Here is a 25027-nt window from a genome sequence, read left to right on the forward strand (position 1 = left end):
GGATACTTCCCTAGCAATAGCATTCTAAAATTCATCAAACTGAACTAGAACTTGTCTGCAAAACAGGCTGATTTTGAGGACGCTTTCCCTTCACCACCATCCTCAATCCACCTTTTGGGCTAAACAACAAACCCTTACGCACTGGCTGTACAGGTTTGTTATCAGCTAGTTCCATTTGCCAACGAGAAAGTATCGTGACTAAAACCAGTTTCATCTCAAACAAGGCAAATGCCATACCAATACAGCGGCGATTACCACCACCAAAAGGTATGTACTCATAAGGAGTAAATTGACGTTCTAGAAAACGCTCTGGTTTAAATTGCTTTGGTTCCGGATATAAATCTTCTCGATGATGGGTTAAATAAACAGAGGGAATTAACAGCGTTCCCGGCTCAAAGGTGTAGCCGCCAATTTGTAGCGGTGATTTGACGACTCGATTTAATGCGGACATTGTTACCGGGTAAATACGCAGAGTTTCCGAACACACAGCATTTAAATATGGCGATCGCAAAATTGCATTAGTATCAGGGTGTTCGCCCAGGTTATTTAGTTCTTGCAGCAGTTTCTCACGCACCTGGGGTAGATGGTGAATCCAGTACAGTGACCATGATAAGGAAGTCGCAGTGGTTTCGTGACCTGCTACCAATAAGGTCATTAGCTCATCGCGTAATTCCAAATCTGTCATTGGCTCTCCTGATTCATCACGAGCCGCCATCATCAAAGATAAAATATCAGTCCGAGACGGATCGGGTTTCTCTCGGCGTTCCCGAATTTCAGCGTAGATCAGTTCGTCAATTTCCTGGCGTAGACGCACATACTTTCCCCAAGGACTCCACGCTCCTAAATCTTGCCGCAATGATGGGAAAATCAACAGAATTGTTCTTAAGATAGGTATTTTGGGATTTAGGATTGCAATCAAGAGTTCCTTAAGTTTCTCGTAGCGAGAGCCATCTTCCAGACCAAATACAGCTTTCAAAATTACTTGGAAAGAGATAGCTTGCATGAACGGCAGAACTGTAAAAGGTTCTCCAAGCTGCCATTGACTAGTTACTTGTTCAGTAATATCACGTATTAACTGACCGTAAGCCAGCATCCTTTCTCCATGTAACGGAGGTGTCAATAGCTTTCTTTGCCGTTGGTGAGGCTTTCCATCTAGCGCTAGTAAAGATTGTTGTCCCAATAAAGGAGATCTCACACCTGCTGCTTCACCAGAGTCTAACTGTTTTGGATCGGTGCTAAAAATCTGCTGAATAGCCTGGGGGTTGCTAATAAATACTTGAGGAGCAAATTGCCCAAGCTGGAGAGCGAAGATATCACCATAGCGTTTTTGACATTCTTCCATGTATTCTAAAGGTCTCACCAACCACTGGAAAGTCTGTAGCCAAGGATGATTCTTAGGCCCGTCAGGCAGTTTCATTGCAGACATTTTAATTACTCTCCCAATCAATTGAAGTCAGACTGGTATTAGCAAGGCAGTAATTCACGTACATCTAAAATCTTAGAACATGAATTGCAGTCATCAACTTAACAATTCCTGAATCTGTTCTGCGTTTAATTCTTGCACATTATTTAATACTAATGCTGCCCCCGCATTCCTTAGTGTTTCAGCATAAGCATCACGACGCGCTACTATTTCTTGTACGTGGGGTGGTAAAACGCCTACACCAATCCAAGTACGCTGCGGGTGCAAATTTCGCGCTTTTTCAACTGTATACATATCAGCTACCGTATCTCCCACATAGAAGACAGGAGGTAAATTTTCGCAGCCATTCTCTAAGATTTGCACAGTAGCAAAAAGTCCTGTGGGGTCTGGTTTACCTGGTGCATCTTCCATTGCAATTAACACGGGAGACTGCAAGCCTAGACGTTTTTCTAAGATATAGTTAGCAGAACCACGAGTTGCACCGCTAAAAAATCCCCAAGCAATACTAGCTTGTGTTAGTTGTTCTAAATAGCTAGGTTGCAATAATAAAGGTTCATCACAGATATACCCATTGAAATTTTCGGGGTCTGTACCTCGGTAACGGGATTGAAAAAAAGCAACAATGGTGTTGTAATCAAGTTGTAATTGCTCGCGGGGCTGTCCTTGAGATTGGAAGTAACGGTAAATTAATTCTTGAGAGGCTTCCCAATCATTATTCCAAATACCTTCAGATTTCAACTGGTCAATATCTAATGGTGTAGGACGATAAGCTCGATCGGTAAAATACTCAACAGTATCTGCGATCGCGCGACGATAAGAACCACTAACATCACGAATCACACCATCAATATCAAAAACTGCGATCGCTTTTGGTGAAAGTTCTTGTGTCATAGGATGGGCATTGGGCACAGGGCATTGGGCATTATACCTCATGCCCCATTGCCAATAACTGTTTAGCCATCTGGTATGGTATTGCGTTAAAATAAGCGATCGCGAACTTAGTAAGTAATGCTTGGATATTCCCCGGAGGTTTGATTGACCAAGTTTATTTTAAAAATTCTTTGGTTGGACGAGAACGTTGCTCTTGCTGTCGATCAAGTTGTAGGTAAAGGCACAAGTCCTTTAACCAAGTACTTCTTCTGGCCCAGAAACGATGCTTGGGAAGAGTTAAAGAAGGAACTGGAGTCTAAACACTGGATTAGCGATTTGGATCGGGTTGAATTACTCAATAAAGCCACAGAAGTGATTAACTACTGGCAAGAGGAAGGCAGAAACCGTCCAATGGCAGAAGCGCAGTTGAAATTTCCGGAAGTTGCCTTTACAGGTAGCGCCTGAATTTTCTCAATTAGTCTCCCTGCTGTTCTACAAGTTGCCACAATTTGATGGTCTTGTCCCTGCTGCCACTAGCAATAAGTTGGGCATCAGGGCTGACAGCAACGGTAGATACAGAGTCTGCATGGCCTGAGAGAGTAGCTATTTCTTCTGCTGTGCTAACTTTCCAAAGTTTAACAGTGCGATCGCGACTGGCACTAATTAGCGTTGTGCCATCAGGCGTGAAAGCCACTGCTACAACTGACCAAGAATGGCCCAACAGTGTGGTAATTACCTGACCAGTGTTTACCTCCCATAATTTAATAGTGTTATCGTCGCTACCCGTCGCCAAAATTTTCCCATCGGGACTAAAAGCGACTGTTAGAACCGCCCATGCATGACCGGAAAGGTTTCCTACCAAGGTGCAATCTGGGCGGTTTTTAAATTCTCCTATTGCTTGCCGATCTTTCAATAACATCTCTGTAGTAGGTAACTGCCACAAGCAAATAGTGCGGTCAAAACTTGCGCTGGCTAAAAGTTGTCCTTGAGGGCTAAATGCTACTGAACTCACCTGTAATTGGTGTCCGGTAAGAGTAGAAATTTCTTTGCCAGTATTTACATCCCAAAGTTTGACTGTCTTATCCCAACTACCACTAGCGAGAATGTGCCCATCGGGACTGAAAGCTACTGATTTTACGGCGTGGGAGTGTCCAACTAAAGTGCAGATTTCTTGGAGTTGATTAATATCCCACAATTTAATGATGCGATCGTCGCTAGCCGTTGCCAATATTTTGCCATCAGGACTGTAGGCTACTGATTTCACTGCTTGGGAATGTCCTGATAAGGTAGCTAAGACTTTTTGAGTATTTAAATCCCACAATCTGATGATTTTGTCATCACCACTAGCTAATGTTTTGCCATTAGGGCTGAAACTAACACAGTTGATTCCAGCAGATAAACTAGGAAGCCCGCTTAATGTATGTATGCATTGCCATAAAGGAGTGGGAAATTTTGAACTGCCAATGGATACTGATAAATGCTGACGATCGGACTTAGCTACAATTCCCATAACTAGCATGACTTCATCAGCTGATTTAAAGCGTTGGTTGAGGGATTTTTCCAGCAGTTTGTTGAGGATTTGTGTGAGGCGATCGCTTATCTTGGTGCTAAGATATTGTTGCCAAACCCAGCAATCATTCGCCACATCATATAAATCAAAGGGTTGAATCTCGGTTAGTAAGTAAATGCAAGTAACACCTAAACTGTAAAGATCGCTGGCAAAAACAGCTTTTCCCTTTGCTTGTTCTGGTGCAATAAATTCTGGGCTACCAATGCAATCTTTACCGATAAACTGGTCGATTTTAGTAACAATTTGAGCCGCAGCATAATCAACTAAGACTAATTCTCCAGAGGCTGTACGAATTATATTTTCTGGTTTTATATCGCAATGGATAATGTTGCGATCGTGAATAAATTTTAGAACTGGTAATATCTTTACTAAAAGTTGCCAAATTTGATTTTCACTAAAAGCACCTTCTTCTTCTAGCAGAGTAGCTAAATTAATGCCTGCGATAAACTCTTGTACTAAGTAAAAGTGTTGTTCATCTTGGAAGTGTGCTAGTAAAGCCGGAATTTGAGGATGCTGTCCTAGTAGCTTTATTTGTTGTGCTTTTTTTACAAAGCTTTCTGCTGTTTGATTTTGCCTGGATAGTTGTTGAATAACACAAGGAACTGGAGGAACTTGATTCTCATCTACAGCAAGGTAGGTTTTGCAGAATCCCCCTTTACCAATTAGCTGGAGTATACGATAACGGTTTTGAATCAGCAAAATTTCCCTGCCAGATTTATCAGCCAGAATAGATTTAACATAAATTTAGTAATACTAATTCAAGATAAAAACAGTGCGTTCTCATCTTTGCACTAGTTCCTGTTAATTTATGTATCTATGGTAATCCTTCAAAACAGAGTTAGATTAAGCAGCTTATTTGAAATATATAAATAGTAGAAATTTCCACCAAATTATTTTCTTTACTATAAAATCAGCACTTTAGAGTCTTTGGATTGCTAAAGTGCTGAATAATTACAAATTAATTAAGTTTTGAAGTTTTATTGATGTTACTTATCTCCAGTAAAATCAACAACTATGGGCGGAATAGTGCTTTGTCCGTTTGGTTGGGGTTTAACTATTGGTTGTGGATGCAATGGAGTTGGCAAAGCTTCACCTGGCTTGGCAGTTTGGTTCCACAAAATCAGTGAGAGTAAACCATCAACTAAACCGTTGGTACTGCCATTACTACCACCAACCAGGATATCTGGAATTAAGCGGACATTGCGATCGCCAATAATTTGCATCAGCTGCATGGCTGTATAACCTTGTGGCCCCAATGCTTCCACGCCAGAACGGTAGGTTTCGGCTTTCGCATTACCTGTAGCGCGGATACCTTCAGCGTCAGCCATTGCGCGGAGTTTTGTACCCTCGGCTTCACCATTAGCTTGCTTAATTTGCGCTTGCGCTTTCAAATCGGCAATGTGGACACTCTGCTCTGATTTCACCATTTCTTGTTGGATATCAGCGAGTGCTGTTTCCCGGACGAGTTGTTGTCTTTGGGTTTGCGCTGCTTGCTGCACTTCGTAGGTCTTGCGCTGTTCTTCGGCAATTTTCCGGTCTGTCTGAGTTTGCATTAAGGTTGCTGGCGGCTGAATATCACCAATTAAGGTGTCTATGGCCTGCACGTCATAAGCGCGAATTGCTACTTTAATATACTCAGCAGCTTCGGCTTGACGTTCACTTCTCGCAGTCAGAAAGTCAAGGACTGTACAGTTTTGAGCAGAGTTACGGAAATAGTTACCGATAGTGGGTTCCAAAACATGGTCTACAAGATTTTGCATGGAACCAACGCGGGAAATTACCTTAGGCGCATCTAAAGCACCAACGTGGATAATTTGCGCTACTTCTAAATCGAAGGCAAACCCATCACGCGATCGCACAGTCAGGGAAGCTAGTTTAGCATCATAGCTATGGCGTTCGGTGCGACCTGACCAGTTTAAAACAATGTTGGTTGTGGGTACCAGCTCAATCTTCATGATGCGGGAATTGAGGGGGTGCTTACCAGGATAAAGTGGTTCAACCCACACACCTTTATGTCCCTGGTTCACCAAGTTCCCGTGGGTAAAGGCTGCACCACTCACGTCTTCTTGAGCTTGACCTACGAAAGAAATTACCACGCCCACATAGCCGATGGGAATTTCCGTCATTGGTACTTGTTCAACTTGCACAAACCAAGGATTCAAGTTCCACGAACCAGAAAGCAGAATCTGCTCCTGCAAGCCTCTGCGTCCACCTGCATCAATGAATTTCTGCCCATTCTGGAAGTTATCGTGTCCCGCAATTGTTGGCCCTGCTATTTCTCCACCAGCAATTGGTAAACCATCTAGAGTGGTGACGATGCCAACTTTATCAGATGACACACTGTACACCCGCAAATGTTCGGGATTCATGCCATGAGCAGAAGCGTTCGATGCCATGATCACTTTAAACAAAGCGGTGTTGATGCGGTAAGTACCTGCGGTCAAAAAGCCCATTTGACGACCTTTTTCACCACCGTGGGTGAGGAATTTCCGCGCATCTTGAAAGTTATCGCAATCGACAATTTTACCTAAGATACGTTCTGGTGGGTTAGATGCACCATCTGCCGCTACAATCAAGGCGATTTCACCTTGAGGTACAACTACCACCGATTCTTTCCGCACAGAATATTGCCAAGGCCAGTAACCCCAATGCCAACCAGGAGCTAGGGTATCTGCCTGTAAACCAGCTTCACCATTGAGGGCAATTAACCGCCCTGCGGGGAGTCCACGCCCAGATAAGGTAAACTTCCTGACGACAATGCCAACTTCCCGTTCGCCAATCACCACCAAGCCACCAAAGAACAAGGGGACAAAGACAATCACACCTCCCAAAACAATAATGGGGATGAGTCCCCCAGGTAACATTTGCATTGCCTGGTATTGAGTATTGCTACTCGGTAACTGGGCAACGATAGGTTGTTGCTGTGTCGGGTTGACTGAAACTGAGGCGATATCGTTGGTTGTAAATGTTTTTGTGGGTGTTGCCTTAGCAATATTGGCATAATTCACACTGCCAGCGATCGCTAACGATGCGACAACAGATCCAGCAAAACGAGCTAATTTATTTTGTTTCCGCTTACCAAAAGAAGATTGAAAGCTGTTCATAATGTGTGCCCTTCTGGGCAACTAATTATCTAAAGTATCACTTCACTGGGACGGGGCGAAATTTCTTAAACTTGGTGTAATTTTTTTAGCAAAATAAATATACATTTTGATGAGTTCGCTGCTAGCACTAAACTCAGAAATATTTGTTATGTAAACACTATTTCTCAGTGGCTCAAATTTTGATTTTCCCTTGTATAGTGCTTAACTTAGCCTGAATCAGAATGTTGCCAGCTGTGAAGATACAGTTAAGGGTGGACTAATAGCCCACCCTTAATTGTTGCTAAATTGCTGAGTAAAATTTTAGACCAAGCCGCCAGCCGCTTGAAACCGAGCGCGGGCGCGTTTAAAGGCTTGGGTTGCTTGAATTTGAGCTTGGCGATCGCCTGCTGTTACCTGATTCAGCTTGGTTTGTGCTTCATTATAAGCAGTCCGGGCTTCATCTAGGTTAATAGCGTTGCCACGTTCAGCACCATTTACCAGAATGGTGACTTCATTTTCTTCAACTTCGGCAAAGCCACCCAAAAGGGCGATCGCTTGCCAATCTTGATTTTTGTTAGCACGTACACGCATTACGCCTGTATCCAGGGCGGTCAAAAGCGGTGCGTGTCCACTCAAGATACCTAGCTGACCAGTGGTGCTGGGTAGAATTACTTCTTCAGCTTCGGCATCCCACACAGTTTTATCTGGGGAAATTACACGAACGGTTAATGTCATTTGTCTGTTGTCCTTTGTCTGTTGTCTTGCGTAATTTGCCATTAGTCACTAGGACTGACGCTAATGACTAATGACCAATGACCAATGACTAACCTTTGAGCTTTTCAGCTTTTGCGATCGCTTCGTTAATGTCGCCCACCAAGTAGAAGGCTTGTTCTGGCAGATCGTCCAATTCGCCAGAAAGAATCTTCTGGAACCCTTTGATGGTATCTTCCAACTTCACATACTTACCAGGAGAACCAGTAAATACTTCTGCTACGAAGAATGGCTGAGATAAGAAGCGCTCAACCTTCCGGGCGCGTGCTACAGTCAGACGGTCTTCCTCAGACAATTCATCCAAACCGAGAATGGCGATGATGTCTTGCAGTTCTTTATAACGCTGCAATGTTGCTTGGACTGCACGAGCTGTGCTGTAATGTTCATCCCCAACAATTTCGGGCTGAAGCATGGTAGAAGTAGAGCCTAAGGGGTCTACAGCAGGATAAATACCCTTAGCTGCCAAACCACGAGACAGTACTGTTGTTCCATCCAAGTGAGCAAAAGTGGTTGCAGGTGCGGGGTCAGTTAAGTCGTCCGCAGGTACATATACAGCTTGAATAGAGGTAATAGAACCTTCTGTAGTTGAGGTAATCCGCTCTTGTAATGCACCTACGTCAGTACCCAAAGTAGGCTGATATCCTACCGCAGAAGGCATCCGTCCCAACAGCGCAGATACTTCAGAACCTGCTTGTACGAACCGGAAGATGTTGTCAACAAACAGCAATACGTCTTGTTTGTTAACGTCGCGGAAATATTCGGCCATTGTCAAGCCAGACAGACCTACCCGCATTCTTGCTCCAGGTGGTTCGTTCATCTGACCGTACACTAGAGCAATTTTTGATTCGTTGAGGTTATCTTTGTTGATTACCCCAGATTCAATCATTTCATTGTAGAGGTCATTACCTTCGCGAGTGCGCTCACCCACGCCAGCGAAAACGGATACGCCACCGTGCTGAGTAGCGATGTTGTTGATCAACTCCATCATGATCACGGTCTTACCAACACCCGCACCGCCAAATAGACCAATCTTACCGCCACGTCGGTAAGGAGTCAGTAGATCGACAACTTTAATTCCGGTCTCAAACACTGAAGGTTTGGTTTCCAGATCGGTGAATTTGGGAGCCTCGCGGTGGATAGGCAATGTTGCCTCAGCACTTACAGGCCCTTGATTATCTACAGGTTCGCCCAGGACGTTGAAAATTCGACCCAAGGTGGCTTTACCAACTGGCACGTTAATGGGAGCGCCAGTATCTACTACTTCCAGACCACGCACTAAGCCATCGGTGGAGCTCATAGCAACAGCCCGCACCTGGTTGTCGCCCAGCAATTGCTGTACTTCGACGGTCAGGTTGATTTCTTGTCCAGCTTCGTTGGAGCCTTTGATGGTCAAAGCGTTGTAGATTTGCGGCAATTTCCCGCCGGGAAATTTAACGTCTACAACAGGACCGATGATTTGGGTAATGTAACCGATGTTTGTTTTTTCTGCGGTGGTGACCATGCTGAGCCTAATGATTGAAGCTATTTTTCAGATAGGGTCGTAGACGACATAATATGAAGTAATGTCACTTTTCAGATTAACACTGAACGACCCCATTCTCCGCCATAAATTGATTCTTAAGACTGGGTCTGGGGATCAAAATTAGGGTAGTTTGTCAAATAGTCTAAAATCCCCGTCGACATCGAAAAAGCTATGTCTAGCAATGGCAGACACAGCTTTTGTTCAATTTAATGTGATTTTTTGTACTTTTAATACGTAGGTTTCTGATGCTGTTTACGCAGTGAGGTAGCGCCAACCATACCTATAGCCAATAGTCCTAAAACTGTAGCAGGCTCAGGAACTTTAGTAGCTTCAGGAATAGCAGTTACCTTCACATCATCTAGGTATGCACCTGCGTTATTAGAGACTTCATCTAAATCGTTAAAACTTAGACGAGTGGTTGTGCTTGTTGCAACTAGCTCGTATGCAAAAGTCTGCCACTTTGTTTTAGCGGCTCCCGCTCCATTGGCACTGAGACTATCAACCAGGTTGTCTCCCCAGAAGATATTCAATCTATTGTCTGCTACTCCTTGACGTGGGGCAAAAGCGAATTCTAATTTGTACTTTTGACCTATTACTGTTGCCAAATCTTGAAATATGCCAGTAACGCCATTGCTATCTAATTCAACAAATTGATTTCCTTCAAATGGTTTACCAGCTATATTATCCTGCACTTCAATACCAATACCTTTAGAACCTGGTGATAAACTCCAGCCTGGAATTGAAGGAAAAATTTTGAAGCTGGGAGTAGGTATATCTGGGCTTTCAAAGCTACCATTGGTAACAATATTTGCTGCTACTGCTGATTTATTAGCAACAGCCAAAGATAAAACACTTAGAGCAAATACTGTAGTAAGCGTAGAAGCAATTTTATTGTTAAGAATAAGCATGTTACTTAATTTATCCCACGAAGTAATTGTTAAAATCAGAAAAATTTACATAAAAAGCAAGCTCATATTTGAAGTTAAACTCTTCAAGAGCAGTAAATATTTATTCTGATAAAGTGCATTTATTCAACAAAATATATAGTTGACAGAAGAAATTTATTAAATTCAACGTCTATCTATACTTCGTTTGGTAATTTCTATTTTCAATTGATGAAGTATGAGAGATGAAAAGCTCAGAAAGTATTTTTTCTAGCTTATTTAAGAAGCTTACTATTAAAATAAATTGTTAGCTAGTATCTTTCCGTAAATTTACATAAGCATTAAATTTTTAATTAGCTTAACAAGGCATCAAATATGATTTGATAGGGAGCTACGGCAATTATGCAGTAAATACTGAGACAAAATTTTGTAAAATCACTTGATTTATTCATCACAAGTTTATAATTAATTATTAGTTGTCATGATTCTCTGCATGGTATTTCATTTATAAATATGTAATCCAAGTTTCCACAATGCAAGTTAGTAATATCAATGTAATAAGCATCTCGTTGTGCTGGATGTAAATATATAAAGCAGTTTTGCTGAACTGCATACATTGAAATATGTAAAAAAAAGGAATAAGGAAGTCAAGTAGAAATATTAATCATTCTTGGCTATTGACTCGCTAGTAACTCAGGACTGGGAAATTTTTCTAGCTGATAGGTTATCTGGAACAACTGATGAAATATTCGTCATACCTGAGATACATTCACTGCCTTATATTTCTGCAAAAATTAAATTTTCTAAATATTCTGAATATCTTTAAGATAAAGGTAGGTAAGGAAAACTGCTATCAGTTGACCCGCTTCAACCTCATACGTCCACCGAGCGATCGCTTATGAATTTTTCGTCAGCGCGACAATATTTTTATCAGGAGATTCAGCAATCTGATGAGCATATCGACCTGGTAAAGGCAGCTTTATATATTGCACAGGAAGAATATCCTCACCTAGACTCTGAAGAATACCTCAATGGCTTCGAGACAATGGCAACGGAACTGCAAGAACGCTTACCTGACTCACGGTATCCGCTGCGCGTGATTCAAAGTATCAATCAGTATTTATATGATGACTTGGGATTTGCGGGCAATAAAGCAGACTACTACGATCCTCGCAATAGCTTTTTAAATGATGTCATCGATCGGAGATTGGGTATTCCCATTACCTTAGCACTAGTCTATATGGAAATATCCCGACGGATTGATTTTCCAATGGTGGGTATAGGAATGCCCGGACATTTCCTGATCCGCCCAGATATTACAGATATGGAAATTTTTGTGGATGCCTTCCATCGGGGTGAAGTGTTATTTGCTCAAGATTGCGAAGAACGGCTATCGCAAATGTTTCAGCAACCTGTGCAGTTACAGCCAGAATTTTTAGCCCCCGTAAGCAACCGACAATTGTTGGCACGGATGCTGACGAATTTAAAATTTATCTACCTCAAAAAGCAAGAGTTAGAAAAAAGTTTAGCTGCGGTGGAGAGAATTTTATTGTTGTTTCCGGGTGTGAGCATAGAATTACGCGATCGCGGCCTCATCTACTATCAACTCGGTTACTATCCCCAAGCTGCTGACGACTTGCAAACTTATCTAGCCAAAGTTCCTGACGCCGAGGATTCAGTCGCAATTCGACGGTTGCTGGCTGAGTTGGGAAGGTGAAGAGGCATGGGAGATGAGGGAGTGTGGGGAGTGTGGGGAGTGTGGGAAGAAATACTCAATGTCCAATTACCAATGACAAATGGCTAAATTTGTTGTAAACCTTCAGCTACTTGTTTGAGCCGAAGTAATTGAGCTTGCATATCATTTTTTGTCCAAGATGCGGCAAAAGTATTGAAGCCCCAACTTACAAGGGGGTTGGGAATATCAAATTCAAAACGGTTTAAGAGATTCGTTCCCTTGGGTATTGGTTGACATTCCCAGCGATCGCGTCCTTGAAAAAATCCTTTGAATCCCCAAACAACTAAACCTGGTTGTCGTTCTACAACAACAGTGTTCAAGGTTGGTTGAATTATGGGAATTTGAATGATAAAGCGACTTTGACTACCTACATCCGTACTCCAGACTTTGCCCACAGGTTCGCAACGTAAAACTGGATTAAGCCATCGGTGCATTAGAGTTAGATCGGTAATGCAATGCTCTACTACCGTGGCTGGTGCGTTAATTTGAATTGATTGTTCTAAAACTTGCGACATTCTAGATTTTTGATGCGGCTGCTGCACTTAGAGTAACTCAAAATTGACTATTCATAGCTAAGAGTTCGCGATCGTAAGGAAGTAAATAGCGCTTTGCGGATTTAGTTAAAAATTACTCACGATCCGAATTTCATAGATGTTTTTACTGGTAAATTGTTAAGCAAAATGCTCGTAAACTTACGGGGATGTCGGATTGTAATGCACAATCCACGCCAGAATTACTTACGTGTTCTGGCTTAACAATTAACTTTTAATTCCGAAAAACCATGAATGCAACTTGGCTAGGAATAACCCAGGTAATAGAAATTGGTTTGTCGATGAGGGTGCAGCCATTTTTGGCACAATCGCCAAGTCTACCACCGGAACCACCCGCCCTTAGGCAAGGAACTACCGATCTCCAAGGTATTATTGACCAGATAATTCTGTTTACACCCCGCTTGCTGGGAGCAGCGGCAATTTTGTTAATTGGTTGGCTACTGGCTAAGTTTGTTGCTCTAGCAACGCGAAAAGTTCTCAATCGCACAAACATAGATAACCGCATTGCTTCAGGAATAACAGGTCGAGAGGATGTTCCTCAGGTGGAGCAGTTAATCTCCGGCTTAGTTTTTTGGAGTATCATCCTGTTGACAGCGGTAGCTGTATTACAAGCTTTGAATCTGGAAGTAGCCTCTCGACCACTCAATAATTTTGTCGATCAACTTGTAGGTTTTTTACCAAAGTTGGTTGGTGTAGCAATTCTTTTGGGTGTTGCTTGGTTATTAGCTACGGTTGTCAAGATTATTACAGTACGCGGACTCCAAATTTTAAGGTTGGATGAGCGTTTGAGCCAAGAAACACAAGATGGTACGCCAGGAGTGCCTCAGTTATCTCTGAGTGAAACTATTGGCAATGCCCTGTATTGGTTTATCTTTTTACTATTTCTCGCCCCTGTTCTCGATGCGTTAGGGCTAAGGGAGGCGTTACAACCAGTAAAAACCTTAATTACAGAAATTCTGTCCATTCTGCCGAATATCTTAGCCGCAACATTAATTGCTGCTGTTGGCTGGTTTATAGCTAATATCATCCGGCGAGTTGTGACTAATTTGTTGATTGCAACTGGAATCGACCATTTAGGTAGTCGAGTTGGCATCTCCCCTAGTGTGGGTGTGCAACCACTATCGAATATTCTCGGCACGCTGGTCTATATTTTGATTTTGATTCCAGTCGCGATCGCTGCGCTCAATGCTTTAAAAATTGAGGCGATTTCTGTCCCTGCGATCGCAATGCTGCAACAGATTCTCAATGCTTTACCTGCAATCTTTACAGCTATAGCAATTCTGATTATTGGCTATTTTGTGGGGCGGTTTGTTTCAGATTTGGTGACGAGTATCCTGACTAGTTTGGGCTTTAACAATATTTTTGCTGTCCTGGGTCTGCCATCACCGAGACAAACAGCCGTATACACAGAAGCTGGCGCACCAATATCTACTCCAACTCGCACGCCATCAGAAATAGCTGGGATTATTGCCTTCGTTGGTATTATGCTGTTTGCGACGGTTGCAGCAGTAAATATTCTCAATATTGCAGCACTAACGGCCTTGATATCCGGTATTTTGGTGATATTCGGGCGTATTCTTGCCGGATTAGTAGTATTTGGTATTGGTTTGTTTTTGGCAAATCTAGCTTTTAGCATAATTGCCAGTTCTGAAAGTCCCCAAGCGAGGATTTTGGGACAGGTGGCGCGGATTGCCATTATTACCTTAGTATCAGCAATGGCGCTGCGACAGATTGGCGTAGCCAGCGATATTGTGAATTTAGCATTTGGACTTTTACTAGGGGCGATCGCTGTGGCTATTGCCTTAGCTTTTGGCCTTGGTGGACGCGATATTGCCCGCGAACAAGTCCGAGAGTGGCTTGACTCTTTTAAAAGTAAAGGGTAAAAGTTGATGTTTGATAGCGCACCGATCGAGGTGTAAAATCACGAAAATAAGCTTTTATTAGTGTCTTTGTACCTCTGTGTTGCAAAAATGATTTTTTCAATACAAAGGCACAAAGATTTTTAGTCTAATCTTCTGGGTGCACTGTATTATCAATAGGCTTTTCTCTATGACTAACTGGACTATCTACTTCCCAAGGATCGTCTAATCCAGAAGAGTTAGAAACTATGACTAACTCAGCCTCTTGTTGAGAACTAGAACCCCATCGATCTAAGACATCTTTAACTAAAACTTCTTGTAACCAAATCTTAGCGACAACAGTCAGAGGTAGAGCCAAAAATAATCCTAAAAAGCCAAAGAAAGTCACAAAAAATAGTTGGGAAATTAACGTCACAGCTGGTAGTAATGAAACTTGATGAGCCATAACAACTGGTGTAATAAAATTACTTTCAGCTTGCTGAATGAAAAAGTAGAGAATTAAGACAGCAACAGCTTTCCAAGGCGCGTCCAAAAGTGCGATCGCCATTGCTGGAACTACACTCATTGTCGGCCCGAGGTTGGGAATCAAGTTTAAAAATCCTGCCAAAACTCCTAAAGCTAATGCCGCCTTTACACCTAAAGCTGACAAACCGATGACACTCATCAATCCGACTACGCCCATCGCAATGAGTGCGCCTATTACCCATCCCTCTAGTGAAGTTTCGCACTTATCTAAAATCCCATTGACTCGCCGCCGATAAAATGAGGGGAAAAGACGCACAAAGACTTTACGGTAAGCTTCGGGATTAGCTAATAACATTCCTGTTAAAACCAGCACCAGCAGAATTTTCAAGACTGCTTCTAAAGAACCAGAGACAAAGGCAAAAGAGTTTCCTACTAGACGATTGATGAATGGCTGCGCTTGTTGGATGAGGCTGTCTAGATCGGGAATATAAGGTACTAGTTGATTGGGAACCTGTGTTTTTAAGGCGTTAACCCAATTATTGACACGTTCTAAACCTTGGGGAACTCGATAGGTGAGTTCGTGAAACTGCGCGGCAAAAGGCGGCACAATCAGCCAGAAAAAACCTACAATCAAAGCAAAAAATATGCCCACCGCGATAATTACAGCAATACCACGCTTTATTTTCCAGCGTTGGAACCATAGCGCTAGGCGATTTAAGGTTGAAGCTAATACAACTGCGGCAAACATTAGCAACAACACTTCTTTGATTTGCCACAAGATATATAAAGAAAGAACTATGGCGATTAAGCCAATCCATTGACCTAGGTTCACAGGCTGACTCCCGGCAGTTGGCAAGCTGCATTGTCAAGATAATGCAGCTAGGTTAGCTGATTGTACCAACTTCCGCCTATGGGATTATCAGCTAATTTTGTCTTTGTGCTTGAAATCGCCAAAACAGCGCGATCGCCATAATAATCGCCGGTGACAGCACCATAATTAAGGCAACTGCATCTGTCCCCGGAATCATCAGACTCGGTGCTGCGTACTTAATCAAGAGCGACAGCACAATTGAGAGTAGAAAAACTTTCACAATCAATCCCAGCTTATTTTCCATAAAGTTCGGCAATACGCATTGTTCTGTGGGGTATACACGAATTTGGTTTACGCCATCTAGTTTCTAGAATAGACCTAACAGATACAAAACTTTGCAATTCACGTTCCGCACTTGCAACTGTCACGATCGCCTAAAAGCCGTATTTATTACCTGCAAATATGCAGAGAAAGCATCTGATTCACTAATTTCTTAAGTCTTGTCCAAGACTCAATGTGACATTTCTAGGTGTGCTTTGGCTGAGTTGCAACATCATCCTCATCTGCCAATTCCCATGATCTATCTGCCAGTTTCATTACTCCTATTTCTGGTTTTATTGCTGCTGCTACCTTTTATTTGGTTTGCTGTAGCAGTAGATGTAGTGGAAATTGCAGTCGCTAAATTAGGATTTGCTCCTAATATTGCTTTTCTATTACTGGTGCTGGTGATTCTTACAAGCACTATTAATATTCCTCTATACCGCTTAGAAGCACCTGTAAATCTCACAGATGACTTCGCTGCTCTGTGGTTGAGAGAATTTTGGGGAATTCCTTTAAGGAAAGTGGAACGCTCTACTGTAGTAGCGCTAAATGTGGGTGGTGGATTAATTCCTGTAGCATTGGCACTTTACCAATTTACTCAGGGAAATGCTTTAGCAATATTAATAGTTACAGCTATTGTTACTGTTGTTAGCTACTATGCAGCACGGGTAGTACCGGGAATTGGTATTCAGATGAATCCGTTGCTAGCTCCCCTGACTGCTGCTTTATCTGCAATGTTATTTGCATCTCCCCATGCGGCTCCTGTAGCCTTTGCTGGTGGCGTTCTCGGAACTGTAATTGGTGCCGATTTGCTGCATCTTAAAGATATTCAAGCAATGAGTGCTGGTGTTTTAAGTATCGGTGGTGCAGGAGTGTTTGATGGCATAGCTTTATGCGGTTTATTTGCTTTGCTATTAACTTGAAAAATTAGTTATTAATCATTTGTAAACACCAGTAACAAATGACTAATGACTAATGAAAAATATAACTGAGGGTACATCAAAATGCCTGTTGAAACTAATAACAAAAATCAATTGAAACCTTCGAGATGGCGGCAATTTGGTGGCAGCTTTTTAATATTGCTAACTTTCTTATTGCTGCTTAACTTAATTGTTCCCAGTTTTTTTGGGACAAGATTGCCACAAGTTCCTTATAGCGACTTTATTGTTCAGGTGCAAGCTGGTAAAGTCGAACGGGCAATGGTAGGTGGCGATCGCATTGAGTATGTCCTGAAAACTCAAACCCCCGATGGCAAACCAGCCGAACAAGTATTAACTACTACACCAGTCGCGCTGGATCTCGATTTACCAAAGATTCTTCGCGAAAATAATGTAGAGTTTGCTGCACCAGCACCAAATCAAAATGGCTGGCTGGGTACTTTACTTAGTTGGGTGGCTCCACCGTTAATTTTCTTTGGCATTTGGGGCTTTTTAATGAATCGTCAAGGCGGCGGCCCCGCAGCGCTGACGGTAGGTAAAAGCAAGGCGCGGATTTCATCTGATGGCAGCACAGGTGTGAAATTTACTGATGTGGCTGGTGTTGATGAAGCCAAAGTTGAATTAGAAGAAATTGTTGATTTCTTGAAAAATGCGGATAAATACACCCGCTTGGGAGCGAAAATTCCGAAAGGTGCATTGTTGGTAGGGCCTCCCGGAACAGGTAAGACATTACTAGCAAGAGCGATCGCGGGTGAAGCTGGTGTTCCTTTCTTCAGTATTTCTGGTTCCGAATTTATCGAACTGTTCGTTGGTGTTGGTGCTGCACGTGTCCGCGATTTATTCGATCAAGCTAAAAAACAAGCTCCCTGTATTGTTTTTATTGATGAATTGGACGCACTGGGTAAATCTCGCGGTGGTGCTGGGGGATTTGTGGGTGGTAATGATGAACGCGAGCAAACCCTCAACCAATTACTCACCGAAATGGATGGCTTTGATGCCAATACAGGTGTAATTATCATCGCTGCTACCAACCGTCCTGAAGTCCTCGACCCCGCATTGCGTCGTCCCGGACGTTTTGACCGCCAAGTTGTAGTCGATCGCCCTGATAAAATCGGTCGAGAAGCTATTCTGAAGGTTCATGCGAGAAACGTCAAATTAGCTGAAGATGTTAATTTAGCTACCATTGCTATCCGTACTCCAGGATTTGCTGGCGCAGATTTAGCCAACCTAGTGAACGAAGCCGCACTACTAGCAGCCCGTCAAAATCGGCAAGCGGTAATTATGGCTGATTTCAACGAAGCTATTGAGCGCTTGGTGGCTGGGTTAGAAAAACGCTCTCGCGTGTTAAATGAAACCGAGAAGAAGACCGTAGCTTATCACGAAGTTGGTCATGCGATTATTGGGGCGTTGATGCCTGGTGCTGGTAAAGTTGAAAAAATCTCCGTTGTGCCTCGTGGTGTAGGTGCATTGGGTTACACAATCCAAATGCCAGAAGAAGACCGCTTTTTGATGGTGGAAGACGAAATTCGCGGACGGATTGCAACTTTATTGGGTGGACGTTCGGCTGAGGAAGTTGTCTTTGGTAAGGTTTCTACTGGTGCGTCTGACGATATCCAAAAAGCTACTGATATGGCAGAACGGGCAATTACCATTTATGGTATGAGCGATAAACTGGGGCCAGTAGCATTTGAGAAGATTCAACAGCAATTTATCGAAGGCTACGGTAATCCCCGCCGTTCTATCAGTCCGCAAGTTGCAGAAGAAATTGACCGCGAAGTGAAGCAAATAGTAGATAATGCTCACCACATCGCTTTGAGTATTCTGCAACATAACCGGACATTGTTAGAAGAGACTGCACAAGAACTGTTGCAACAAGAAATTTTAGAAGGTGTAGCTTTGCGGGAACGTCTCCAGCAAGCCGTAGCACCAGAAGAATTAAGTGAATGGTTGCGCACAGGTAAGTTATCGGAAGATAAGCCTTTGTTGCAGACACTTTTGGTTTAAGGATTTGAGATTGAATTAAAAAAGCGATCGCCCCCTAAAAGAGCGATCGCTTTTTTATTGTTCTATTGAGAAATACCTATTAATTACTGCTGAATTTGATATCTGGGGCAGTATCCTCTGGATATATAGCTGGGGACTGTACCGAAAGCAAAACCACATCTTCATTAGGTGTACTAAAGCCGTGGCTAATACCTTGAGGAATATAAATAGTATCACCTACTCCTACCAAATAATCTTCACCTTCTAAAGTGACAATAGCACTTCCTTCTATGATGTATATAAAAGATTCAGAAGCTTCATGAATGTGGGGTTGGAGTGAAGAACCTCTGGCAATCCTTACATGGTCGAATCCCACATAGGGCAGCTGTTGCTGAGATAGTAATCGAGTGATAGTAGCTCCAAAAAGTATCTCAGATTTGAACTGTGCGAAGTTTTTTATCGAGGCTGTGTTTGCTTGAGTAATCATTTTGCCGTTCTCCTGTTACTCTCATTTAAAAACGGCATAGCTCATTGATCACACTTAATACTCAGATGATAAATGTTGGTTGAACCAGCCGTTAATTATAGAAAATAGATAGATTCCTAGCTGAGTCCGTTGAATAATTAATCTATTTTATTAGCTATATAATAGCTCTCACAAGAGCCGATAAAACTCAGTCTTTAGGCATCATGTTGCTGATATTTGATAAACTCTGATGTTATTTCAAAATGTGGCTGAAGTAACTAGAACGCACAAGCTAAGATAGAAGAGTTTGTGGTTTATCTCATGAAGCGTATAGAGAAAAGCCTATGCCTCAAGATAAACACTCGCGTCTACAATAAAAAAGCGATCGCTTTTTTAGCTTAACTTGTAAAAAAGCTTCTAATAATTAAGGAAAATACCTGTAAATATCTTTTCTTGGTAACGCTCGTATAAAAACAAATATATTATCAGAAATTTTTAATCCTATTCTGTAATCTCCAACTCTAATCCGATAATAATCACCATCAGTCTTGAGTTTTTTAAAATTACTTAATTCTCCAATATTTTCAGCATTTTCTACTTCTTCGATTACTTTTTGTATTCGTTGCAATATGGCTTCGTCTTTAATTTTGCTCAAATCCTTTTCAAAGCTTTTGCGGAACTCAACAATCATCCTTTATTTCCCAAAATCTTAAAAATTGCATCTCGGCTGACTAATTCTGTATCTTCACCTTCTTTAATTGCTTTTTCAAGAGCGATATCTTCGATAATTTCTGCTAACAAATCAGAAAATACTTCTTTCTGTTCTTGAATTACTTCAATGAGAGCGCTTTTAAATAGTTGCTTAATTTTCTCTTCGTCAAAGTTAAGTTCTGTCATATTATTCCTTTAATCCCTGTTGCAATAATCTTAACATCCCCATTAGGGATGGATTATGGATATAATTTGATTTCATTCTCACACATACCCTTCATGACATAACAAAAGCGATCGCAACTCGATAAAATAAAAGTAATCCAAAACAGTTGGCGTATGACAACAGCACCAGCCTTGACTCTCGGCGAATTTCTCAAACTTCCAGAAACTAAGCCAGCTAGTGAATATATTCATGGTCGCATATACCAAAAACCTATGCCTCAAGGGAAACATTCGCGTCTGCAATTTAAATTTTGTGACGTTGTGAATCAAATTGCAGAAACGCCGCAAATTGCTTTAGCCTTTCCCGAATTGCGCTGTACCTTTGGCGGACGTTCCATAGTTCCCGATGCTACTGTGTTTTGCTGGGAGAGAATTCCCTTTGATGCAGATGGTGAAGTACCAAACACATTTGAGATTTATCCTGATTGGACAGTAGAAATTCTTTCACCTGACCAAAAAGCAACTAAAGTTATTAGCAATATTTTGCACTGTCTCAAATATGGTACTCAACTTGGATGGTTAATTGACCCAGAGGAGCGATTAATTTTAGCTTTTATTCCTGGACAAGAACCTTTAGAGTTAACAGGTAGCGAATCTCTACCAATACCCAATTTTTTAAACCTAGATTTGACAGTTGACCAAGTTTTTGGTTGGCTGAAATTTAATCGTTAAATTTGATTATTTATACTTCTGTATGAAACTTTCTTCAGATAATATTCTGATTTTTCGTCTTCACTCGCTGATATAACTCCTCCATCGTTTCAATAAAAGAATTATCCTTTCTCCAAAAAGCTGGAAAATCTCCTTGTTTCTTCACTAAAATTGCTGACACTCCGCTTTGACTACCTACTTCAATTGTTTGGGGTAATCGCTTCGTTCCTAACCAAAATTCCCTCACACTTGGCTTTTGTGCAATAGCTTGCTTTTCTAATTTTGTATATAGTGAAGTTGATAATTCTAAGGGAATTTCCTTCGTATTCAGTTCTTCTGATAGCGCTTTACCTAAATTTGACTCAGCCAACTTTGCTTGCAGTTCTGTTTTGGATAATCCCCGGAGTTCAAATAAAAGAAATGGGTTTTCATCTAACTGTGAAGCTACTAAATAATAAACTCCCGCGATATGCTTGCAAGGATTGGCGTAATCTGGACAAGAACATTTGGTTTTAAAATCCTTGCTGCTGTGGGGTAATAAATGTAATCCCAAGTCAGCAAAAGTATCTTCAATATTTTCTGGGACTTCGTTAATTAGCAACCGCGAAACAATACTGGCTTTTGAAGAAAGCTTTTGAATTGCTTCACTCCAGCGATTTTTGGCAATGGGTGTAATTTCAATTGATATGTTATAAGTTGGTTCTTTGTAAACTCCAAAGTAGGGATTGATTGAGCCTTTGACTTTAGCAGTAATTTGATTTTTCTCTACTTCAAAATTTAAAACTTTACCATTACGAGCATAGGAACGTCCGCGTTGTAGCCTTCCTTCATCGGTGAATTGCTCTAATGCTTGAATAAAGCGATCGCCCCACCAAGTTCTGCTAAATTTAGACATGAGATTTACTCCAAAATTGCGCTCTTATTTAAGGCGATGAGTTGTTTAAAGGCATCGTTATCTAATTCTGTCAACCACGATTCATCACTCCCCACAACAGCAGCCGAGAGTTTTTTCTTGTCTTCAATCATTTGGTTAATTTTCTCTTCAAGAGTGCCAATGGCAACAAATTTATGCACAAAAACATTCTTTTTTTGACCAATTCTAAAAGCTCTATCTGTTGCTTGATTCTCAACTGCTGGGTTCCACCATCTATCAAAATGGAATACATGATTGGCTTTGGTGAGTGTAATCCCGACACCACCTGCTTTGAGGGAAAGAATAAACACAGATGGTTCTGTATCGGGTTCTTGAAATTCGCTAATCATTTGTTCTCGACGTTTGCGGTTTGTCCCACCATGTAAGTAATAAGTATTGCAGTGTAAGTTGTGTTTGAGATGCTTTTCAATGTTTTCGCAAGCTTCCGTAAATTGGCTAAATATCAGTAAACTTTCACCTTCGGAAATCGCTTCTTCTACCATTTCTGATAATCGGCTGAGTTTGTGCGATCGCTCTGGGGCAAATTCGCTGTTATCCTGTAAGAATTGGGCTGGATGGTTACAAATCTGTTTCAATTTCATTAAGGTAGAAAGAATTAAACCTTTGCGTTGGATTCCTTCAGCCTTTTGCAATTGTTCCTCAACATCTTTTACCACCACTTCGTAAAGTGAGGCTTGTTCTTTGGTTAAGTTGGTGTAGAGTATTTGTTCAACTTTATCGGGTAAATCGTTGATGATGGATTGGTCAGTTTTTACCCGACGTAAAATTAAAGGTTCAACTAATTTCTTCAGGGTAACTGATTTGACGCGATCGTTATCCTTTTGAATGGGAATTTCAAAAGACTTGCGAAATTGTGCTTCTTTACCCAAGTAACCAGGATTGAGAAAATTAAAAATCGACCATAAATCTAGTAAACGGTTTTCTACCGGAGTTCCTGTCAAAGCTAGGCGATGTTTGGCGGAGAGTTTAAGAATCGCTTTAGTTTGCGCTGCTTTGGGATTTTTGATATTTTGCGCTTCATCTAAAACCAGACGTTGCCATTCCACACTGTTGAGTAGTTTCTCATCTTTGCGAGCCAGCGTAAAGGAAGTAATCACGACATCGTGCTGAAGACAAGCGGCTTTAAAGTCTGCGGAATTTTGCGTGCGATCGCCTCCATGATGCACCATACTTTTTAAGTGTGGCGCAAATTTGGCAATTTCTTTTTGCCAGTTTCCGACAACGGAAGTAGGCGCGATTAATAATGTAGGCGGTAAATCACTCCCTTGTCCTTCCTTCTCCTGTACTAGCCTCGCTATTACCTGCACGGATTTACCTAAACCCATGTCGTCTGCAAGACAGCCATTTAATCCCAATCTTTCTAAATATTGCAACCAAGAAACACCACGCTTTTGGTACTCGCGCAAATTCCCTTGCAAATTTAATTTTTCAGAAATTGGTTCAAGCTGGGTTTTATCTTGCAGCTTCGCCATCATTTCCGCTAAAACTTCATCATGTTCAATTTCCCACTCGTCCCCAGCTTCCGCACTGCGTTGCAGAAATTCCAGCAAATTCATCTCTGGCTTTTCGTTACCGTGAGATTGCCAAAATTCCAACAATTGCTGCATTTTATCTCGGTCTAATTCCATCCATTGACCGCGAAAATGCACTAAAGGAGCCTTAGCATTAATTAATTGTTCCCATTCTTGGGGTGTGACAATTTGCTCACCAATTGCCAATTCATATTCATACTGTACTAGAGAATTTAAGCCGAAATAGCTTTTGGTTTCACCTTTTGTTGGTGTTAATTTTTTACCGGAAGCTTTGAGGCGAATTTTGGCACGACGGCGACCTGCGGGAGTATACCAAGCAGGTACAATTACTTTAAAACCTGCGTCTTCTAACACCCAAGCACTTTCTTGCAGAAAAGCAAATGCTTCTTCTAAAGTTAATTGCATTCCTGTAGGTTGATCGGTTTCCAATCCCTGCCATAATTTAGGATACATCCTCGCTGCATAACCTAAATTCAGCAATAAATGCGTTTCAAAATCTTTGCCAAATTGTTTATGTACACCAGCTTTACCTGTTTTATTCATCCTCCAGTATTCTGACAAATCCAACTTCAGGGAAGGGTCTTGTTTACTGGCTACCAAAAATTGCATTTGCCAATTGTCTATCTCTTCAGCAGTAGGAGAATACAATTGGAAGCAAAGATGAAAAACAGCATCAGCTTGAGTACGGTTGATTTTAGTTTTCCATGCTAACCATTGCTGATATTCTGCAAAAGCTTGATTTGTTTTTAAGGGATTATGTCGATAGGGATAAAGACAATATTCAACTAAAGAATCGGCAATTTGTTTATCAAAAGCTGCTGTAGAGGGTGTATGCGTCACTATATCTGTCAGAATAGACTCAGAAAAGTGACGCAATAATGTTGCTCTATCGAAAAACTCAATTTTATCGCTTGGTGTTGCCGCACCTGCCACACAAATCAGCGGCATATAATCAATATACTTTTTAATATTTTCTTCGTAGCTAGGAGAAATAATTTCCCAAGTAGCGTAAATTTCAAAAGGTTGTAGAATTGATGACTTGCCTTTTTTCTTAGTTGTGACTGATTCTAACTGTCGATATTTTAACGCTGGAATATATTGGTCTTTCAGGATTATTTGCTTAAAAGCTTGGGTGTAGTGATACCAAAACAATAAATCAGAACCAAGTTGCACTTCATCGGCATTGTGTAGCGCTAAAAAATGTATATCGTTGAGAAGTTTGATAACATTATTTACTTTTGCTGTCTTAGCAGATGTTACAGTTCCATAACAATCTACCTGCCAATATTGAAAATCATCATAATCTTCTGAGATTTCTACTTCCAGATACTTAATTAATTCTGGTGAAGGTAATGGTTGATTATTGGCAGTTGGTAGAGCAAAGTATTTTGATGATACGCGTTGACTTAATTGATTTGCTGTTTCTTTTAATCCCAAAGCTTGCGTCAAAAACACGATTAACTCGGCTTTCTGTAGATGTCCGGGATGAATATTTTGCTGATTAGCACGGCTTTTTTTTATTATTGGGGTTTCTATCCACAAATAAAAAGAGCCTGGCTGAATAAAGTCAGATGCTGCATTTGGTATCCAGGTGCCATGAATAACTTTCATAGTTGCGATGCTCTGGATTTTCTAGTAATTCTATGTGTTTAGAATTACTTTACCAAAGTAGAGTGTTACATCGTCAATGATTAGGAAATAAAAAAATAAATTATCAAATCT

At 41.4% G+C, this 25027-nt stretch carries 21 protein-coding genes; 6 read left to right on the forward strand and 15 right to left on the reverse strand.

Annotated features, from left to right (window positions below):
* Nucleotides 1-34: 34 nt before the first annotated feature.
* Complete coding sequence (locus AACU33_RS34215; protein ID WP_096594696.1) at nt 35-1426, reverse strand: cytochrome P450; 1392 nt, start codon at nt 1424-1426, stop codon at nt 35-37.
* A 93-nt stretch (nt 1427-1519) separates the two neighbouring features.
* Nucleotides 1520-2314: a TIGR01548 family HAD-type hydrolase gene (locus tag AACU33_RS34220; RefSeq protein WP_096595484.1), complete on the reverse strand. Its 795-nt coding sequence runs from the start codon at nt 2312-2314 to the stop codon at nt 1520-1522.
* Between the two features lie 144 nt (nt 2315-2458).
* On the opposite strand from AACU33_RS34220, the gene AACU33_RS34225 reads away from it, so the two are divergent.
* On the forward strand, nt 2459-2758 hold the full coding sequence (locus AACU33_RS34225) for a 30S ribosomal protein PSRP-3 (protein ID WP_045870192.1): 300 nt from the start codon (nt 2459-2461) through the stop codon (nt 2756-2758).
* Between the two features lie 10 nt (nt 2759-2768).
* On the opposite strand, the gene AACU33_RS34230 is transcribed toward AACU33_RS34225, so the two are convergent.
* The 5 genes from AACU33_RS34230 to AACU33_RS34250 all read right to left on the reverse strand — a co-directional run bounded on the left by AACU33_RS34230 (nt 2769) and on the right by AACU33_RS34250 (nt 10147).
* Nucleotides 2769-4562: a serine/threonine-protein kinase gene (locus AACU33_RS34230; protein WP_096594697.1), complete on the reverse strand. Its 1794-nt coding sequence runs from the start codon at nt 4560-4562 to the stop codon at nt 2769-2771.
* A gap of 287 nt (nt 4563-4849) precedes the next feature.
* A complete protein-coding gene (locus tag AACU33_RS34235) occupies nt 4850-6967 on the reverse strand; it encodes an SPFH domain-containing protein (protein ID WP_096594698.1) in 2118 nt (705 codons plus the stop codon).
* Nucleotides 6968-7267: 300 nt separating this feature from the next.
* Nucleotides 7268-7681, reverse strand: a complete 414-nt coding sequence (gene atpC / locus AACU33_RS34240) for an ATP synthase F1 subunit epsilon (protein WP_096594699.1) — start codon at nt 7679-7681, stop codon at nt 7268-7270.
* Between the two features lie 88 nt (nt 7682-7769).
* Complete coding sequence (gene atpD, locus AACU33_RS34245) at nt 7770-9218, reverse strand: F0F1 ATP synthase subunit beta (RefSeq protein ID WP_096594700.1); 1449 nt, start codon at nt 9216-9218, stop codon at nt 7770-7772.
* 248 nt (nt 9219-9466) lie between these two features.
* Entirely contained in the window at nt 9467-10147 is a 681-nt protein-coding gene (locus AACU33_RS34250; protein WP_096595485.1) for a DUF642 domain-containing protein, read from the reverse strand.
* An 874-nt stretch (nt 10148-11021) separates the two neighbouring features.
* Here AACU33_RS34250 and AACU33_RS34255 point away from each other — a divergent pair.
* Nucleotides 11022-11840, forward strand: coding sequence for a SirB1 family protein (locus AACU33_RS34255; protein ID WP_096594701.1), 819 nt, complete (start codon nt 11022-11024; stop codon nt 11838-11840).
* Between the two features lie 83 nt (nt 11841-11923).
* Here the strand turns inward: AACU33_RS34255 and AACU33_RS34260 are convergent, their stop codons facing one another.
* Nucleotides 11924-12373, reverse strand: a complete 450-nt coding sequence (locus AACU33_RS34260) for an SRPBCC family protein (protein WP_096594702.1) — start codon at nt 12371-12373, stop codon at nt 11924-11926.
* Between the two features lie 266 nt (nt 12374-12639).
* Here AACU33_RS34260 and AACU33_RS34265 point away from each other — a divergent pair, with 266 nt between their 5' ends.
* Complete coding sequence (locus AACU33_RS34265) at nt 12640-14292, forward strand: mechanosensitive ion channel (protein ID WP_096594703.1); 1653 nt, start codon at nt 12640-12642, stop codon at nt 14290-14292.
* Nucleotides 14293-14416: 124 nt separating this feature from the next.
* On the opposite strand, the gene AACU33_RS34270 is transcribed toward AACU33_RS34265, so the two are convergent.
* Together AACU33_RS34270 and AACU33_RS34275 are read right to left on the reverse strand one after the other, a co-directional pair.
* The gene (locus tag AACU33_RS34270; RefSeq protein ID WP_096594704.1) at nt 14417-15565 is read right to left on the reverse strand and encodes an AI-2E family transporter; all 1149 of its coding nucleotides are present in this window, start codon (nt 15563-15565) and stop codon (nt 14417-14419) included.
* Nucleotides 15566-15656: 91 nt separating this feature from the next.
* Nucleotides 15657-15848 (reverse strand): hypothetical protein, encoded by a 192-nt coding sequence (locus tag AACU33_RS34275; protein WP_096594705.1) that lies wholly within the window; start codon nt 15846-15848, stop codon nt 15657-15659.
* Nucleotides 15849-16119: 271 nt separating this feature from the next.
* On the opposite strand from AACU33_RS34275, the gene AACU33_RS34280 reads away from it, so the two are divergent.
* Complete coding sequence (locus tag AACU33_RS34280) at nt 16120-16788, forward strand: DUF1614 domain-containing protein (RefSeq protein WP_096594706.1); 669 nt, start codon at nt 16120-16122, stop codon at nt 16786-16788.
* A gap of 81 nt (nt 16789-16869) precedes the next feature.
* Nucleotides 16870-18807 carry an ATP-dependent zinc metalloprotease FtsH gene (gene ftsH, locus AACU33_RS34285; protein WP_096594707.1) on the forward strand — a complete coding sequence of 646 codons (1938 nt, stop codon included), beginning with the start codon at nt 16870-16872 and terminating at the stop codon, nt 18805-18807.
* Between the two features lie 79 nt (nt 18808-18886).
* Here ftsH and AACU33_RS34290 read toward each other — a convergent pair whose 3' ends face one another.
* The 3 genes from AACU33_RS34290 to AACU33_RS34300 all read right to left on the reverse strand — a co-directional run bounded on the left by AACU33_RS34290 (nt 18887) and on the right by AACU33_RS34300 (nt 20149).
* A complete protein-coding gene (locus AACU33_RS34290; protein ID WP_096594708.1) occupies nt 18887-19273 on the reverse strand; it encodes a cupin domain-containing protein in 387 nt (128 codons plus the stop codon).
* Between the two features lie 403 nt (nt 19274-19676).
* Nucleotides 19677-19943 (reverse strand): type II toxin-antitoxin system RelE family toxin, encoded by a 267-nt coding sequence (locus tag AACU33_RS34295; protein ID WP_096594709.1) that lies wholly within the window; start codon nt 19941-19943, stop codon nt 19677-19679.
* A complete protein-coding gene (locus AACU33_RS34300) occupies nt 19940-20149 on the reverse strand; it encodes a hypothetical protein (RefSeq protein WP_096594710.1) in 210 nt (69 codons plus the stop codon). The genes AACU33_RS34295 and AACU33_RS34300 overlap by 4 nt, the downstream gene beginning before the upstream one ends.
* Nucleotides 20150-20302: 153 nt before the next feature.
* On the opposite strand from AACU33_RS34300, the gene AACU33_RS34305 reads away from it, so the two are divergent.
* Nucleotides 20303-20860, forward strand: a complete 558-nt coding sequence (locus AACU33_RS34305; protein ID WP_096594711.1) for a Uma2 family endonuclease — start codon at nt 20303-20305, stop codon at nt 20858-20860.
* 34 nt (nt 20861-20894) lie between these two features.
* Here the strand turns inward: AACU33_RS34305 and AACU33_RS34310 are convergent, their stop codons facing one another.
* Nucleotides 20895-21734: an SWIM zinc finger family protein gene (locus AACU33_RS34310; protein WP_096594712.1), complete on the reverse strand. Its 840-nt coding sequence runs from the start codon at nt 21732-21734 to the stop codon at nt 20895-20897.
* A gap of 5 nt (nt 21735-21739) precedes the next feature.
* Entirely contained in the window at nt 21740-24916 is a 3177-nt protein-coding gene (locus AACU33_RS34315; RefSeq protein ID WP_096594713.1) for a DEAD/DEAH box helicase, read from the reverse strand.
* Between the last annotated feature and the right edge of the window lie 111 nt (nt 24917-25027).

Origin of the sequence: Calothrix sp. NIES-2098, from assembly GCF_963875125.1 — a bacterium.
GTDB lineage: Bacteria > Cyanobacteriota > Cyanobacteriia > Cyanobacteriales > Nostocaceae > Aulosira.